The sequence below is a fragment of the Streptomyces flaveolus genome, from assembly GCF_000716535.1.
GTDB classification, from domain to species: domain Bacteria; phylum Actinomycetota; class Actinomycetes; order Streptomycetales; family Streptomycetaceae; genus Streptomyces; species Streptomyces flaveolus_A.
Window position 1 is genome coordinate 13,357 of record NZ_JNWV01000013.1, and the last position, 18,740, is coordinate 32,096.

General features: G+C 67.9%; 1 protein-coding gene. It reads right to left on the reverse strand.

The genetic code is table 11. The features are described from left to right. Window positions 1-55: 55 nt before the first annotated feature. Window positions 56-17,815: a hypothetical protein gene (locus OO52_RS15465; protein WP_030644385.1), complete on the reverse strand. Its 17,760-nt coding sequence runs from the start codon at window positions 17,813-17,815 to the stop codon at window positions 56-58. Between the last annotated feature and the right edge of the window lie 925 nt (window positions 17,816-18,740).

Consider the following 18,740-nt stretch of genomic DNA (forward strand, 5'->3'; position numbering starts at 1 on the left):
CCTGTCACATAGGCACTGTGCGAACAGTGGCGATCGACTTGGTACGGGATCGGCCCTACCTGTTCGGCAGCGCTCCTCCGAAGGCCGTGTACATGGCCATCCACTGCGGGCTCACAGGGTGTCCCTCTACCAGGCGTGTGAAGACTTCTGCGACGAATTCCATCGGGTTGTGACCGGCGTATCCGGGTGCTGTGCCGATGGTGGTGGCGCCGGCGGCAAGATGTTGTGTCCTGTCGTCTTTCCAAGTCGACATGTCCAACTCTTCGTAGAGGGAGGAATTGCGATCAAAATGCAGAGCGTGCCCGATCTCATGTATGAGGTCGTGTTCGGACACGGCAGACCGGGTGAGAATCACCATCGCTCGCGGGGCCAAGAAGAAGGCCACCCTGTTGTCGTGAAAAATTGCCGTGCCGCCGCTGGCATCGATCGGGCGTACCTCCACGGTCTTGTCCTTGTGAATGACGTAGTGTGAATGGTTGTATCGTGATACGTGGACCTCGATCTCGGGGACGTCAAACCTCGTGAGGACCTTCTGAAGCGCCGCCGTGTATGTTCTCAGTACATGCCTCGTGAAACCCTCGCCGGAGACCGTGTGCAGCGTAAAAGCGGTGTTTCCGACCTTGTGCCTGCTGTAACCCGGCTTTCGTATCACGGCGTCCTGCGTGCTGTTTCCGTGCCTCTCCTGGTATTCGAAGAACGAGCTCAGCGGCGGATACTGGCTTCGTAGGTAATCTTTCTCATGCTGCGACAAGGGGCCTGAGTACTGTGTGACAGATCCTTGCCTTGCGGCCTCCGTCATGACTTGGTATTGCTGAAGTCTGATGTCATACCGGGGCTTGAGATATTGCGGGAGGATGGTGCCTTCCCTGCCTGTCGGATGATTACTGAAGCGTGGCGCGCCACTCAAAAACTGGACTGCTTTGGGCGCAACGGCCAGATATCTGTCGAGATCGGGTGCCATTACCGGCCTGGCAGGCGTCTGGGTCATCGGGTGCGGCCGCGAACCCGCAGGCTGCGCGTGCATCGCGCCTTGGGGGTGAACGTGTGTCGGGGCATGCGCCTGCGGACCGCCCTGCGGCGGCGCGCTCACGGCCATGGGCTGGAACTGGTGAGGAACGCCGCTGACCTGACTGTTCCCTGCGGCCGGCCACTGGCTCGTGTGGTGCGCGCTCACGGGGTAGGGCTGGAGCGTGCCGTAGGGGTTGGCGACAGGCGGATTGTGCGCGTTGCCTGTCCGTGTCCTCGACGAGCTACGGCCACGCGGCGGCTCCGCGTGGAATCCGGATGCCGAGGGCGGTCGTCCGGGCCCGCCGCTCCCCCATGACGCCTGCGGGTCGATCGGCTGGACGTGCACCGGGCCCTGCGCGTAGGAGGCGTGCCTCTGCGGGCCGCCGTGCCACGTCTGGCCCATGCCCATGCCCTGGAACGAGCCGACAAGGCTGTCGACACTGACCTGGCTCGACGAACGCCTGCGGCCCGGCGCCGGAGCGCCGGCCGAATAGTGCTGCGCAGTGCCGTGGGCGCTTCCCGGATACTGCTGGTGCGCGGTGTCCGGGCGGGCCGACGAAGACGACCGGTGCCGGGACGGACCGGCAGCGTACTCTCCAGCCGCGGACGGCGGCCGCTCCGGGGCCGGACCGGTCCAGGGCACGTGCTGACCGGTGAACTGCGGGTGGAGCGTGCCCTCGGGATGGGCGACGCCGTCCCTCTTGCCACCGCCACGGGAAAGCGAACGCCTGAAGGCATCTCCGATGCGTCCGACGAGACTGCGACTCCTCGAGCGGCCCCGGCCCGACCCGTCGGCGACCGAGGCGACACTGCGGTGGGAGTCCCGGCTGCTGAAGCGTTCCAGGCCGTGGCCCATGTCCAAGTGGCCCGCCGAAGTGATCCGCTGCGCCTCTCCGGCCTCCGCGAGCAGCCGCTCCCGCAGCTTCCGTACCTTGCTGCCGATGGAAGTGGAAGCCTTCGCGGCACTCGTTTTCTGGAATGCGTCGATACTGCTGAGAACCGGCCTGACGTCTCCACCATGCGCACGCCACGCCAGGAGGCCGTCACGGATCGCGACGATCTTCCTGTTCTTCAGATCACCCGGTGAGAGATCCGCCGCCCAGTGGTCGTAGAACTCACCCGACGGTCGCGCCGGTGCGTGGGGCGGGAAGACCGGCTGGTGCCGGCCGAAGTCCGGCTGCGCATAGGGCGCGTGAGAAGTGGGCGCCTGCACGTCACGACCGCCCTCGGTGACCGTTCGGGTCACCTTCCGCAGGCTGGGCATACCGCCGCCGAGCCCGGGCCCCTCGTACCGCTGCACCTGCGGCAGCGGCTCGCCGTTCGTCACCTCGAACCAGTGCGCCTCCGCCTCGGACAACGCGTGACCGGCCCACACGTACTCGTCGTACGCCTGCGCCAGGCGCACGTCGTCGTCGACGCCGCCCACGCCTTGCCCGATCTGTTCCCGTATCCCCTCCAGCACCGACTCGGCACGTGCCAGATCGAGCCGGGCGGACGTGAGCGCCGCGCCCGCGTCGATCACCGCGCCCTCGTCCCGGGCGCGGTCCACGTCGTCGCCCTCCCGGACGTAGGCACGCTCCTTGCCCGTGTCCACCGGCGCTCCGACGGCATCGTCGACGTCACGACGGTCGGGGCCGGAAGTGTCCGGACCGAGGCCGAGGAACCTCTCGCCGGGGTAGGGGCCTTCCACGAGGGACTTCGTTGCCGAGGTCGTCTGGCCGCTCCCCGAGGACGACGTGTCCACTGCCGCGTGGACGCCGCTTCCGGAGGGCGAGGCGTCCACGGCGTTCGAGCCGGTCGCGACGAACCTGTTGTCGTGCTCGGGTCGTCCGGGGCTGCCGGCGAGGCCCTTGGGGTTCGCCTGGGGAAGGCCGAGTCGGTCTCGGAGGGTGCGGGTGTGGGCGTGGGCCAGGGCGTCCGCTGCTGCGGGGTCGTTCTGGTGGTGGGCGAGGATGTGTGCGATGTCGGTGAGGGCAGAGTGGGCGGCGGGGTTGGTGTGGGCGAGGCCGCCGTCCAGGTTCGGCGGCACGTCGATCGTGGAGCCGACGATGTCGGAGGCTCGCAGGACGAGGTGTTTGTAGGTGTCCTCGTCCAGTTCCTGCCGGAGATGGTCGTGGATCGCTTCCGCCTCGTCCGCCGACAGCAATCTGATTTCCAGGGACGGCGGAGTGATGGCGGGGACCGGTACGTCGGGTTCGATGGCCCGGGCCTTGCCCTTGTCGCCGGCGCTGTCGTGGGCGGTGACAGCGTTGCCGGCGATGGTGAGGTGGGTCTTGATCAGGCCCTTCAGCGTCTGGTAGCCAGAGGCCTCCTGGCTGTGCGACCGCAGCGGACGGTTGAATTCGAAGTCGTGCGGGTTCTGCTCCAGGAGCTTGTATGAGCCGTGTTCCGCGAGCCCGTCGAACACCTGCCGTTCCATCGCCTTGCCCAGAACGGAACCCTTGTCGGCGAGCGCGCTCACCGCGTCGAGAGAGAGGGTGTCCGCGGCATCGCCCCACGCGATGCGTGCGCTGCGGTTGTAGTACCAGTCGCGGGGATGGAGTGCCCAACTGCGCGGGGCCCGGATCGCGTCCATCGTCGCGTTGAGCCGATGGGCATAGGCGTGCTGGTAGACGGCGAGGGCCTTGACCCTGCCGTCGAAGCCCCGCTCGGCCAGGTAGGCACCCAGGTAGTGCTGTGCGGCGAACAGCGAGAGGCCGCTTTGGGTGTAGTCGATCAGCACGATGTCCTTGCCCGCTTCGAGATACGGGTGGACGAACTCGTCGAAGTGCGCGGAGAGCAACCGGCGCTGGATGTCGGTGAGCGGCGGATGCCCCGCGTAGACGTCCTGGAAGATCGACCGCCTGCCGTCCACCGGGGACGGGCGGAAGCTGGACAGCGGAAACGACTGGGCGGAATGGCCGGTCTCCTGCAGAGCGGCGATGATCGCCGCGGGGCTGCGGCCAAGACCCAGATAGAAGTGCGTGGCGGGCGGGTACTTCCCGGTGATCAGCGCAGACGTCTCCACCACGGCGTCGATCACGGTGTCCTGGTCGGACTGCAGCTGGGTGTGAGCGGTCCGCCTCAGGTCCCCGAGCAACTGCTGGATTTCGTGTGCCTGGTAGACGACCTCGCCGTCCCCGGTCCCGTACAGGTGTTCGTCGACCGCTTCGCGTATCGGACCCGGGGGTACGTACAGACCCTCGTTGGCCAGCCAGTCCCTGACGCCCCTGGGTGTGAGACCGACCCTCCGGCCGTCGTCGAGCACACGGAAGACACGCGACGAGGGTTCGTACGGACGTGATGTGTAGGTGGCCGCCGTCTCACCGCTGGGGTACGTATAGACGACGGGCACTTGCCTTTCGTAGGGAATCACCCATGGCTGCTCCCCGGGACCGGAATACGTCCCGGCCGCTGTCGGCCGGGAATTGCCGGGAGGCACCGCCGCGCCTGTGTCGGCAGTCGTCGAGGATCGGCCCCCGACAGACGGTCCGGCTTCAGGGGTGTCGGCATGGTTGCCGTTGCGCTGTGGCCGGGGGCCGCTGCCGAGGCCCTTCGGCGCGGCCTGGGGCAGACCCAGTTCCTCGCGCCGGGCGATGGTGTGCTCACGGGCCGCATCGGCCGCTGCTGCCGGGTTGTCCCGGTTCCGCGCCAGGATGGCCGTCACCTCGGTCAGCACGGAGTGGACGGCTGGGTCGGTGGCGGCCAGGCCTCCGTCGAGACGCGGCGGCATGTCGATGACGGAGCCGGTGATCGCGGAGGCATGCGAGAGGATCTCGAGGTAGCTCTCGTCGCCCAGCTCATCACCGAGGAGACCGTCGCTGTCAGGGAGGATCTCCCGCCCCTTGCCCTTGTCCGTCGTGCTCGGACTGGTGCTGGTGTCCGCCCGCGTAGGTGCGGGTTCGGTGTGGTCGCCGACGGCTGCTTCCGTCTGCTCGGGCTGGCCGAGTTTCTCGTTGATGAGGGTGTAGAGGGTGTGGGTGATCGTTTCTACCGAGGCGCTGCCTTGGAAGAGAACGTGGAAGTCTTCGTGGTAGACGGGGGGAAAGCCTTGCTGGAGGAGTAGTTTCGGCAGGACGAGGCGGATGTTGAGCCGGCTGTTCGCGTCGGTGAAGGGGTGGATCACCATGAGGGCGCGGACGGCGCGGGCGATGGCACTGAGCTGTGCGGTCCGGTCGTTCCCGGCGTGCGCGATTTCTTCGTAGTACCGTTCGTAGACGGCGTTGACCATGAGTGGTGCTTGTTCTCCGCTATGGTTCGTGTTGAGCGCACCGATTCCTTTGCTGTAGGTGGAGACGGCCTCTTCTTTTGCCTTGGGGTCGTAGTAGGCGACCAGCCGCCGGCCGAGCAACCTTTCTTCCAGGATGTCAGCGCTGAGGTCGGCGTATCGCACGAGCCGGCCCATTTCGTCGCGGATTTCGTTCCGGAGCGGGAACGCGGTCTTGCCCGCCGACCACGTGAATTTTCCGGGGATTCCGCCGGTGAGGATCGCGTGCATCCGCTGATGTTCGTCGGCGTCCAGGCGCCTGGTGAGGACCTTCGGGTTGTCCAGAACCTCTCGGTAGGCGCGGATCATGTTCTTCTGGTAGCCGGGAGAGCCCTTGATGCCGGGGTTGCCGAAGTCGAAGTACACGCCGGGGTCGTTCAGGAGTTCCGGCCTGCTCCGGGCTTGTTGCAGTGCCTCGTCGTGTTTCGCAGGGTCGATGTAGAGCCGCCACCAGTCCTTTTCCGGCATGTGCTCGGACAGGAGGGTCGGCCTGGTTCCGGTGGCGGGTTCGGACGGCCGCGGGCTCTCTTCATCGCCGGACATGGCTTTGGCGATGCCGTGCGCTATTTCTGTCGCGGTGTGGTCACCGTGGAACATGTTCTGCAGTTCCACGGATGTCGCCGGAGGGAATCCCTGTTCGAGCAGGAGTTTGGGCAGGAGCAGGTTTTCATGGAGGATCTCGCTGCCCTGGGCGAGGCCGAGCATGGTGAGTGCGCGCATGGTGCGGGCGATGGTCGTCAGGATTCCCATCTCGTCACTCGAGTCGGTGGCGGCGATGTCCTGGTAGTGCCGGGTGAAGACGGCGTCGATCAGGTGCGGGATCTCCTCAGGGCGGTAGTTGGAGATGACCCAGGGTCCCTCTTCGGTAGTGATGATCTCCAGGAGGGAGTCGCTCGTCTCGAGTGAGGCGTGGTTCCTGGTGATCAGGGGCCGGCCCAGGAGTGTTTCTTCGAGGAGGTCGGAACTGACATGTCCGGATTGCGGGGGACGGCTGCCCCAGCCCTGCTGGGACCAGGGAATCCGGTCGTCGTTCTCGAGGCCGTTCACGAGTGAATACAGGCGCGCGTATTCTCCTGAGTCCAGAGGCCGCGCCACGGCCTCCTGGTCTTCAAGGACCTCGTGGTACGCGTTCAGCATCCGCTGTGTGTGGCCCGGTTCGTACGCGTCGTAGTAGTCACCCGGATTGCCTTGCCCTCGGGCCCGGCGCCAGTCGGACACCACGGTGTGCTGATGAGCCGCGGGGACGTGGATCCGCCACCAGTCCGCCTCGTCGACCATCTCCGACAGCACGGCCGCCCCGTCCAGCTCCCCAGGGGGCGATGTGCCGACTGCAGCCTGCACCGGTACACCGGAGTCACCGTCTGCCCCGTCCGTCCGCCCCGCGACCGCGTGCACCGGGGCATCGTCGGCTGCGGCACTGCCGTCCGAGTGCCCGGCGGTTTCGCCGGCGAGTCCGTCGATCTGGTCCGCGCCCGATTCGACGGCGTGCGCGGACGGCCCTCGCGTGGCGGACGACGGAGAGGTCGTGGCGGAGGTCTCATGCGTGCCCGGGGCGGGCGCGGTCAGCAACTCCATCACATGGTCACTGATGCTCCGCGGCGGTGTCGCGGTGGGCGCTGCGGGGGCGGTGTCGGCGTGGGTGTCGTCCGTGGCCGCGAGCTGGAGGCGGGACGGTCCGGCCTGCGTGGTGTCGGACCGGGTGACCACGCCGTCGTCACCGCCGGGTACCGGTCCGCCGGCCAGGCCCTTCGGCGTCGCGTGGGGCAGACCGTGGGCGTCGCGGACGGCGGTCGCGTGGGCGCCGGCGATCTCGTTGCCGGTGGTCTGGTCGTGCTGGTGGGCGGCGAGGATGTGCGCCACGTTCGTCAGCACCGAGTAGGCGGCGGGGTGGGTGTCGGCGAGACCGCCCTCCAGACGGGGCGGCATGTCGATCACGGAGCCGACGATCCCGGAGGCCTGCCGGATGACGTCCTGGTAGGTGTTGTCGTCCAGTTCCTGTCGGAGGTGGTCGTGGATCGTCTCGGCCTCGTCCGCGGTCAGCAGTCCGACGTCGAGGGATGGCGGCCTGATGCCGGAAATCGGCAGGTCGGGTTCGGTGGCCCGGGCCTTGCCCTTGTCGCCGGCGGTGTCATGGGTGGCGACAGTGTCGCTGTCGATGGAGAGATGGGTTTTGACGAGGCCTTTCAGTGCGTGGTAACCGGTTGCGTGTTGTGCGTGTTCCAGCAGGGGGCGGTTGACTCGGAACGTTTGCGGGGTCTGCTGAAGCAGTTTGTAGGACCCGTGTTCCGCGAGGCCGTCGAATGCCTCTTGCTTGAAAGCCTGTCCGAGGACGGGGCCCTTTCCGGCGAGGGCGCCTTCCGCGCCCAGGGCGAGGGTGTCTGCCTTGTTGCCCCATTCGATGCGGTGGCTGGTGTTGTAATACCAGTCGAGCGGCTGCTTCAGCCAGCTGCGAGGGGCCCGAATGGCGTCCATGGTCGCGCCGAGGTTGGCGGCGTCGATGTCCTGGTGCAGGGCGAGTGCTTTGACCTGGCTGTCGAAGCCCCGTTCGGTGAGGTAGTCACTCAGGTAGTGCTGTGCGGCAAAGAGTGAGAGGCCGGTCTGGGTGTAGTCGATGAGGACGATGTCCTTGCCCGTTTCGATGTGCGGGCGGACGAACTCGTCGAAGTGGGCGTGGAGCATCCGGCGTTGTTCGTCGGTGAGTGCCGGATATTTTTTGAACGCGTCGCGGAAGATGGACCAGTCGTTGTCTTCCGGGGCGGGGCGGAAGTCGGACAGCGGGACGGATCCGGCCTGGTGGCCGGTTGTCTGCAGGGCGGCGATGACTGCTGCGGGGCTGCGGCCCAGGCCCAGGTAGAAGTGCCGGGAGGGCGGGTACCTGTCGGTGATCAGGGCCGACGTCTCGACAACGGCGTCGATCACGGCGTTCTGGCCGGTCTGCAGTTGTGTGTGAGCGGCGGATCGCAGGTCCTGCAGCAGTTGTGCGGTGTCGTGCGTCTGGTAGACGACTTCTGCGCCCTCTGCCTCGTAGAGGTGGTAGGGGACCGCTTCGCGGACGGGGCCGGGCGGGACGTTGACGCCTTCCTCGACCAGCCAGTTCCTGACCTCTACCGGGGTGAGTCCGGTCTTCCGGCCGTCGAGCATGCGGAAGACGCGGGGCGAGGGCGCGTACGGGACCCGTACGAATTGTTTCTGAGGTGCACCGGTGATGGGGTCGACGACGGGCTGCCCGGTTTCCGGGTCGACGTTGGCGACCGCCACGTACCTGCCGTCGGAGACCATCCACGGTCGCGTACCGGGGCGGGACGAGGTGTGAGTGGTGGCCGTCCCGGCATGGTCAGCGGATCTCGGCTCGTTCGTTGTGCCGGTCTCACCAGTTTCATGCCCGGACTCCGCGTCATACCAGACGCCGTCAGAATCAGAATCAGAATCGGCAGGGGAATGGCCGGAACCCGGCGTCTCCGTTGTCCGCTCGGCGGTGGAAGGTGCGGGCTCGTGGTCGGCGGTCGTCGGCGTGGGCTGTTTCGGGGTGGGGGGTGAAAAGCCCAGGTAGGTGCCGATCTGTGCCAGGTCTTCGTGGGCGAAGCCCCGGTCGGTCCTCGTGAGGTTGGTGCTTGTGAGTGTCTCGTACTTCGTCGTCGCCGAGTCGGGCGCGTTGCCGCGCCATGGCAGTGTTTTCGGTTCGCCTCCTGCCTGGCTCACCTCGTGGGTGACCCATTGTCCGGTCAGTGTCGGCACCTTTGAGATGGTGATTCGCTCGTAACCGACGGTCGAGTGCCAGGGTTCCAGGCGGCCGGCCTGGAGATTTCCGGCTTCCTCCAGGTAGCGGACCTGGTGGCCGATCAGTGCGTAGGGTTCGAGGTTGCCGCTGCGGAAGCCGAGGTGCTTGAGGTCGGCGCCTTTTTGGGCGAGGGAGTCGAAGACCTTGAACTGGTCGGCGCGCGTGGCGTTGGGGAAGTGGCTGCGCCACGCCGGCTGTTTCCAGAACTCGGTGAGGTCGAAGACGTTCGGGTGCGTCTGGGCGAGTTCCTGGTAGCGGTCGGCTCCGCTGGGCCGCTTGTCGCCGGCGATGATCACCGTCACGTCGTCCGGCAGCGCGTCGATGATCTGCCGGAGGCCGGTGACGCTGGTGTCGTGCTGGGGGTGCGCCCCGCCGTTCTTCCCGCTGAACCTGGACCACAGGACGACGTACTTGTCGTTGTCCGGCACGCCTTGCTTGGCCAGGAACGCTTTGGCCCGGGTGTCAGGGGTGCCGCTCAGGCCCCAGGCCGCGCGGATCTTGTTCCGTTCGTGGCCCTGGGTACCCCAGCGCTCCGTGACCTCGTGCGTGGAGTGTGCGACCGGCCGCTGGAGGTGAACGCTGCGCAGATTCTCCGGGACCGGCGGATCGGCCAGCTCGTGCGGCAGCAGCTCGTCCTTGCGGGTCACCGACGTGTAGAGCCCGTGGGGGTCCTCGGAGTACAGGACGTGCACGCGGGCGAATTCGGCAGCCCGTTCCTTCTCGAACCGGGTCCGCAGATCCTTCTCTCCCGCGGCCAGTGCCTCGGGAGCGATTCCCGGTTTGTTGCGCAGCTTGATGAGGTCCCGCTGGTACCGCGCCTGTATGGCGGGCTCGAGGCTGTTGCGCAGGAAGCCCCCCACCTGATCGGGGTGCTTGGGACCGGTCAGAACGGTGACGTGGAGTTTGGGGTTGACCACGAGCGCGGCGGCCGTTCCGAACATGTCGCCCGTGAAATTTCCCGCGGTCACGATCATGTTGCGGTGCGGACCCGGACCGGCACGGAAAGTGCCCTTGAGATCATCCAGGGTCTGAGTGAGGTGGACGATCTCGTGCTCGTCGGCGCCGAATTGCTTCCACTGCTTCGTCAGCGCGCTCATGTTCTTCGGGCCTGAGAGCTTGGCGAGTTCGGTGGTGAATTTGCCGCTCAGCGACGAGTTACCGGCGGCGGCCGTGCCGGTGTTCATCCTCCTGAAGGCGGCGCCGCGCTCGACATCCAGTTTCTGGTGCAGCTTCAGCGAGCCGGCCGGGTCCTGCCGCAGTGACCACAGCAGGTCGAAGAGGTCCTTCTGCTGCTTTTCGCCGGAACGGACCGCGAACGAGAACGCCTTGTCCACCACCGCGTCCAGGTCGGACGCGACCACGATGCCGTCGATCTCGACGGTGTCCTTGTACGAGGTGTTACTGGGTCCGACGGTGATTTCCACGTCGTTGACCCAGCCCGTGAGGGCCCGCTTGTCCTTGGCATCCGGTTTGAAGGGCTCGGTGAGCCTCACCTGCGGACCGGCGTCGACGATCGCCTCGTTCAACCGGTCGGCGAGCGCCGCCACATGCGGTATCTCCGCACGGAAGTCGAGGTCCGCCAAGGGGCGCGGGCTGCCGTGCTTCAAGACGATCTGCCCGCCGCCGGCCAGCATCACCGGCTGCTGCAGCTTGTCCTTCATCAGCTGACTGAACCAGGCGCCGGTCGCGAACTTCGCCTCGTTGCTGACCTGCGGAGCAGCGGCCTTCTGGGACGAGGGGCCGTCGACCTGGCTCGGTGCGGCCTCGGGCAAGGACTGCTCGGAGGACTTCAGTTGCAGCTGCAGGCTCAGCGTCCTCGGCTTGTTGTCCACCTCGTAGGCGAGGAGCAGCTTCTGCTTGCCCAGCTTCACGGGGGCGTCGTCACCGGTGAAGCTGACAGCGGTGCGGTGCTCGCCGGCCCCGATCGTGTCGACGAGCCGGTCCAGGAGCGCGGAGATCGGGATGGAGGTGCCGTCGATCTCCAGGTCGAGCTTCTTCCCGCTGCCGGCCGCCTTCTTGAACGCGCTTTCCAGCGCCTGCGCGGCCGTCGCGGTGACCTGCAGCTTGGGGGAGGCCCCGCCAGACGCCTTCGGCCCGCCGCCTTTGCCGGGCCGGGACTTCCCGGCATCGGCGGCCTTGGCGGCGCCGGTCGCGGCCTTCGCGGGTTCGCCTCGCTCCGCCTTCGAGCGCGACGGCCCGGCCCCGTTCGCGTCCGCCTCGGCGGTGCCGTCCGCGCCGTGGACGGGACTGCCTCCCAGGCCCTTCGGTTTCGCGGGGGGCAGGTCGAGGGCGTCGCGGACGGCGGTGGCGTGGGCGGTGGCGATCTCGGTGCCGGTGACGGGGTCGTGCTCGTTGGCGGCGAGGATGTTCACCACGTCGGTGAGGACGGAGTAGGCGGCGGGGTGGGTGTCGGCGAGGCCGCCGCCCAGCCGCGGCGGCATGTCGATCACGGAGCCGGTGATCGCGGAAGCCTGCGCGACGATCCGCCGGTAGGACTCGTCACCCAGCTCCTGCCGGAGCTGCTCGTGAACGATGTCTGCCTCGTCCGGCGACAGCTGCCCCTCATGCTGCCCACCGGAATCGACCGCCCGCCCCTTGCCCTTGTCCGGACGGGGTGGTGTTTCCGCGCCGGGCATGTGCTGCCCGGCCGGGAGGTCGTCCGTGGCGGGCCGGTCTCCCACCACGGGTCGCGTCCCGGGCTCGGTGACATCGCGGAACGTCGGGGCGTCGTAGGTGTTGAGGGCCGCCTGGAGCCGGGCGTGTTGCTCAGGGGAGAGATCACCCTTGCTGAGCTCCTGGACCAGGACTTCCTTGTACGGGTTCTCGTCGACTCGTACGTTCCGGACCGTGATGTCGGGGGACTGCTGCGGTGGCCGGTTGAAGACGGTGACGGGGTCCCGGTCGGCGAATGTGGCGACGGTCAGGTCTCTGACCTGGATGGTCTTGCCGTCGATGACGGCGACGGTCTGGTCGGGTCCGACGAACGCGTCGACGAGCAGACCGGCGGAGACGCCGGACCGGGCGGCGCCCGACGTGCGGAAGCCGTGCTCGGCGTCCTCGGGGGTGGTGGAGAAGGTGACGAAGGCGGTCGACTCGACGCCGTCGTGGCGCGGGAACTGCGCTTCGCCTGCCGGGAGTATGGTGACCGGCTCTCCCTGGTACCCCGTCCGGGGTGCGGTCGCGGGGTGGACGCGGTGGATGGGCAGGCCGCCGTTGAGGAACTTGGTGACCAGGTTCGCGACGGCGGGGGTGACGGCGCCTTGGGCGTCGATGTGGGTGTTGCTGATGAAGACGGTTCCGCCGTCGGCGGTGTCGAAACGGTGGAAGCCGTTCTCGTCGGTCATCGGCTGGGACACGTCGCCGAGGAGCACGTGGTGCTCGTGCGGTGGGGTGAGGGGTTCCGGCGTGGCGAGGGGTTCCGTCGGGGTGGGGACGGGTTCCGCCTGCGTGAGCTGGTGCTGGGACACCGGTTCGTGCGCGGGCCGCTGTGGTTCCGGCGGCCGCTTGTCGGCAGAGCGCCAGGTGCCGTGTTCCGTTCCCAGTCGCCAGGAGAGTTGCCGGGCGGCGTGTTCGCCTTGTGTGTGGTAGGTGGCCGCGATCAGGTAGCGGAAGGAGCGCAGCAGGTCGTGCATGGCTGCGCCGGTTTCGGGGTCCTGCTCGTTGGACGGTTTCTGGTGGTCGAGGGCGACGCGCAGTTTCGCCCATGCCTGTGCGGCGTCGAATTCTTCCCGGGTGTTGTAGACCGGTTCGTGGGCGAGTCGGCTGAGTGTTTCTTTATGTGTGTCGGTGAGTTCGGTGACGGGTGTGTTCGCCTTGCTCCAGGAACGGTCCACGTCGGCCTGCATCGTCTCGTGGAATTGGGACGATGCGTGGGCCTCGGGTTTGAAGACGGCGTTGAGCGTCTTAGCGAAGGAGAAGTTCGTCGGGCGGGAAGCGACCGGGTCGCTGCCGAGCACCTTCGTGAGGAAGTCCTGGGTGAAGGTGAAACTGTTGTAGGAGGAGGCTTTGTACGGTGTCGCGATGTTGTCGAGGGCGTACCGGTAGCCGGTGAGAACCTGAGCGGCGCCGACCGGGAACGTCTTGAGGATTTCGATGTCGGGGTCGAACGGGCGGTCGGAGTGCTCCAGGAAGAGGCTGCCTTCCTTCATCTCCCATCCCAGGGCGCCCGCGTCCTGCCGTCCCACCCCGAACCGCATGCCGATCAGCCGAGGGTGTCCGGGCAGTTTGATCCCGAGCGAGGGCCGGCCGTTCTGGTCGGCCATGACGACGACCTCGGCGTCCTTGGCGGCCGGGTCGGCGGCCTGTTCGGCGTAGGAACGCAAGGGTTCCAGCATGTGCTCGACCGTCTGCCGGATCTGTGGGTGGTCATGGCGGGAAGTGCCGTACTTCACGCCCAGATCGTGCAGGAGTTGCAGTGCCGCCGCTTCGCCGGCGTGGTGGTATTTCTCCGCTGCAAGAGTGCCTATGTGCGCGAGCAGGTCCAGCTGTCGCTGCTGGGTCCTGTCGGGTGTGCCCGACACCACGGGACGCTGGTGGTCGATGAACACCCGGTCCAGGGCCCAGCGCATCTCCGACGTGCGGTCATGGCTGTTCAGCCATGCGTGGGCCCTTTCCAGGTGGAGCCGGTCCTCCGGAGTGAGCTCCAGGAACCGTGGATTCTCGACCCAGTCCCGGTGCGTGCCCACGCGCATCTCTTCGATGAGCGAGTTCGGCGCGTTCACGGTGAGCTTGGGCATGTCCGCACCGGTCGCGGCGTGCACGAACTCCTGCGCGAACACGACACAGTTGTATTTGATCAGGTTGTAGGTCGTGCGGGATTTCTCCTCGGCGTACTGGTACGCCTTTTCCAGCTGTTCCGCGTCGACCTTGTACGACCTGAGGATCTCGGCCGAGAAATGATCGAAGGCGTCCGCGGCCTCGTGCGTGACACCGCCCGGCGCGGTGCCGTCCACGAGACGCCCGTGGGAGACGTCCTCGATGACTCGGAAACCGAGATTGACCGGCGCTTCACGTCCGGGCAGCCGCACGGCGACGAACGCGTGCCCGGTTCCCGCCGTCCTGATGAGTTCCACGATGTTGTGGGCGCCCGGATAGGACATCAGAATGATCTCCGCGTCCTCCGGATCCTTCGCGCCCTTCACACCCTTCGCCTTCTCGGCCTTCTGCGCGGCGGCCTGGGCGATGTACGACCGGATGGGCCGCATCAAGTCGCGGAAGTCCTCCGGCAGGTTCGGGTTCTCGTCCGCTGCCTGCGCGAAAAGTGATTCCGGGGCGTCGTCGTGGGTGTCCGTGACGGCCGCGGCGTGCGGCCGGAATTCCTCACCCGGCTCCGAAGCGTGCCCGGTCAGGACCTCGTCCGGGCCCCTGGCGCCATCGGACTCCACCTCGACCACGAAGGGATGCTCCGTGGAATCACCGTGGCCGGAACCGTGACCGTTCGGGAGTTCGTACAGCTCCACGTCGTCGTCGGACAGCTCCTCGACCACGAGGGCGTCGTCTTCCGGCACGTTCCTGACGGCGGTGGGGAGGCCCTCGTCCGTCTCCGTGACATGACCGACCACCGTCTCCGGCCGGTCCTCGAAATCGAGGTCGTCGAAATTCAGCTCGTCGAAACGACGCTGAATGTCCTCCATCAACTGCTCAATGGTGTTCCCGTCCCGACTGGGACCGGCCGTCGGGAACCGCTCAGGCGACTGAGGGAAATCCGCCTCGTCCAGGTCGACTCCGCCGGGCAGGCCCGTGGTCCGTCGTGTCCCGTAGCGCTGGGCCAGGTCCAGGGAGAGCGCGCGGGCCGCGTCAACGCTGTCCGTGAGCAGGCTGTGGCTCAGCAGGGTGACGAAGGCACCGAGCAGTTCCCGGCGCTCGGCCGCGTCGGGGTGGTGACCGTCGAGGAACCAGGTGTGATCGTTGGACACCTGGGTGCGCGCCCATTGCTCCGCCCTCGCCAAGTCCTCCGGCGGCACGGTCCCCAGGAACGTCTTGGCCGTGTCCAGCGCCGGCCGGTCCTCGACCTTCAGCGCCGCCTCGTCCGGGGTACGGGCATGTGTGGCCGCCCCTGTGACGGGGCGCTCCGGTCCGGAGACGGTGATGCCGGCGGACCGCGCCTGCTGCACGGCGGCGTCGACGTCCTGCGGTGTCCCCCGCAACAGCTTCTGGGCGACGATCGCCACGTGCCGGTCCGCCGGGGCCAGGGCGCCGAAGTCGTCGATGTGCCGGCCGAAGCGCGTGATCAGCAGGTCCGCGTGCTCGGGCGCCCCGCCCAGGAGTACGTAAGCCTCCGTCACCGCGGTGCGCAGCGGTGCGGGGAGTTCGTGATCGGCGGACGTCTTCCCCCACAGCCGGTGGAACGATCCCAGCGCGTCGGTGTCCTCAGGACGTCCCGCGCCGTCCTGTTCGAGTCCGGCGTCCTGGTCCGCGGGCCTGCCCGGGGCGGACGTGCCGGAGCCGGCCGGGACGTCGTTTCGCACCGGCTGGGACCCGTCACCCGGCCTCACCGGCACGTCGGGATGCCCAGCGGCCTCGTGCGGCGCGGTGCTCTCCTGCGGCGCGACCGTGGCCTCGTGGGGCGCCATCGTGGCCTCGTGCGGCGGCGCCGCGTCGGTCCCCGGGTGCTGGGTGTCGGCGCCGAGGAGCACCCGCTCGACGTCGTCGCGCGCGTGCCCCGTGGCCGGTGACTCCGTGCTGTCCGGCGCATGGCGTCCGGGCGCCCGGGTTTCGCCCGAGGAGACGGTGGACATGCGGTCGGACCGGGTCGGGTCCGGCTGCGATGTGCCGGTCTGCGCACGGGACGTACCCGCGGACGGGTTCTGGGTGGTGCCTTCGGTGCCCGGTCGGCCGGGTTCTCCACCGGCCGTGCTCGTGGTGCTGATCCGGGTCGGGGCGGAGGACGGTGTCCGGCCGGCCGACGGCAGGGCGCCGGGTCGGGCCGTGGCCCCGCCGGTCGTGGGGGGTGTGGCCGCCGCGGCGGGGTTCTGCGTTCCCGCGCCGGCCACGGGAGCGCCGGAGCCGGTCGCCGGGGTGGGCCCGGCGTTCGAACTCGTCGGCAGGGGAGTGCCCGTCGCCGCCGGTCGAGCGGCGGGGGAGGGGACGGGGGAGGGGACGGGGGAGCCGGGCGACGTCTGTGCTGCGGCGGCCCCGGGGCCACCGTGCGACGGCGCACCGAGCGCCGGGGTGCCGACCGTGGGGGCGTTGACGGTCGGGATGTTGATGGTCGGGATGTTGACGGTGGGGGCGTTCAGCGTCGGGACGTTGAACGACGGCGCGTTGATGGCCGGCGCCGAGAACGAGGCGCCGGTGGACGTGCCGTGGGCGGGCGGCGCTGTGAACCCTCCCGCGTTCGGACCACCGGCGAGGGTGACCTCGTTCGCGCCCGGCGACTGCGTGTACTGGGGCGGCGCGGTGAAGGCGGGGTCGTCGGCGGTGTGGGTGTTGGCCTGTCCCGGCAGCAACTGCGGGAGTTTGACGTTCAGGTGGAGGGCGCCCTTGATCCCGCTGTGCACGGCGCCCAGGATGGGGTGTTTGGCGCGGCCGAGGATCTCGCCGCCCAGGGCGCCGATGGTGGTTTCCTTGCTGGTGGTGAACTGGCCCTGCTCGATGTAGTTGACGATGCCCTCGGACAGGTTCTGGTAGCCCGCGCCGAACCCCAGCTCGACGAGCAGGTGCGCCGGCTTCTGCTTCCACAGCGACGGCATCGCCTTGCCGACACCGGTGGACAGGGCCGAACGCAGCGGCTCGTACTGGGCCCCCAGCTTCTCCATCGGCTCCAGCGACGCCCTGAGGGCCTTGGAGAGAGTGCCGCTGTTGGCGTGCGCCAGGAAGGCACTCGCCCAGTCGGTTCCCATCTCACGCGCGAGGTCCGCCCCCAGCCGAGAGCCGAAGGCACGCTCGAACTGGTCGCCGACCGCCGTGCGGAACGCCTGCTGGGTGTCCTTGCCGACCACGCTGTGCGCGAGATCGATGCGCATCGGCACGGACAGCTTCGCCAGCTCGGGCCCGAACCAGCCGGAGAGGCCGGCGAGGTCCTTGTCCAGTGGAGCGTCGGCGAGCCCGCTGCCTGTCTTGACCCCCGGTGCCGGTGCCCCGTCCGCAGCGGGCGGGGCGGACTTGGCCGGAGTCGAAGGAGCGGGATGCTTCAGGGAGTTCTCGATCGACTCCTGCATCGACTTGATCGCGGCGGGTGAGAAACCCTTGGAGACCAGCTTGTTGATCGAACCCGTGATCGACGGCACCACGGACCCGATCGCGCCCTGGATCGCCCCCGACAGCACCGCGCTGTGGTGGTACTGCGACCCGGAGTTGGTGTGCTCGCCCTTCAACGCCAGGATCCACTGGGCCAGCCCGTCCAGCGCCGTGGACAGCGTCAGGTTGGTCACCATGTTGATCGCGGCGTGCGTCAGGAACCGGCGCAGCGTACTGCCGAACAGGAACTCGAAGATGTCCAGCAGGATGCCCTGCTCGATCGCCGCCCCGATCGGGTTCCACTCCCACATCATCAGGGTGATCGCCCACTCGAGCAGGAACGCCAGCACCTGGAGGACGATCATCATGTTGGTGTAGTCGAGCTGATAGGCGAACTCCCGCGCACCTTCCGCCAGCTGGGCGGCCGTGTCCCGCAGTCCTGAGATGTAGTCCGCCCCGTCCCCCGACATGAACGTCTTCATCGCGTCCACGTACGCCTGGGGCCAGTCACCACTCGCGCCCTGCGCGGTCCCCCCGGTGATCTCCGCCAGCAGACTCTGGAAACCGTCCAGGTACTTGACCAGCTCCAGATGGGGTTGCTCCACCTCATCACGCATACGCTGCGACGAGCCCAGCGGCACAGACATGCCAGCCACGAAGACCACGATCGGGTTGTACCAGGGCTCCTCAGTCACGACATCCCCATGTGTGCACACTCTCGATCGGCGCCCGCCTGCGCCGGTCGCGGACCCGGCACACGCGACACCTCGCGCAGGACGGGACCCACCACCTGTTATACGCGTGGACGTGTGTGTCAGTTTCGTCCGGCCTGCCGGGAAACCGCTCACGGTCCGGCGATGATACGTAAAAACATGTTCATATACGGGCAACTCCTGGTGTGCCGCCGCTTGATGAGTCCTAACTCACACGTGCTGTACCCTGCGGTACTCGAATCCGTTATGCAGGTGTGGGAGTAGGCAAGGTGTGCCGAAGACCTGGTGCATCGGATCGGCCTGGGCTCCCTCGGAAGGAAGCACATGAAGTCTCCAGATCCGCCGCGGCCCGCCCGCGCGGCTCCGGCAAGTACACCTGTCGCCGCCGGCGCGGCACCCGGTCCAAGCCTCGCCGGCCGAGAACGAGTTCCTCCGCTGCCCACGGAGTCAGGGGCCGCGTCACGGACGTCTGCCGCGCGGTCGGACGGGCGGACGGGACCAGCGGTCCAGCCCGTCGACGGACCGCGGGGGGCCGAAAGCGAAAACAAAGAGGACAGAGGCGGACGGGAGGAAGGCGCGAAGGAGAAGCACGAGCAGAAGCCGGGCGCTAAGGAGAAGCACGAGCAGAAGCCGGGCGAGGAGGGGAAGGAGAGCGATCCGCAGCCCCAGGCCGAGGTTCCCCACACGGCGCTGTCGGCGGAGCGAGGCACCCCTCCCTCTCCTTTGTCGCTGCTCTCGCCGCGAGGCTCCCGGCGACGGGCCGAGGCCGACGAGGCCGACGAGGCCAGGAGGCCCGGTACGCCGGCCGTCACCACGG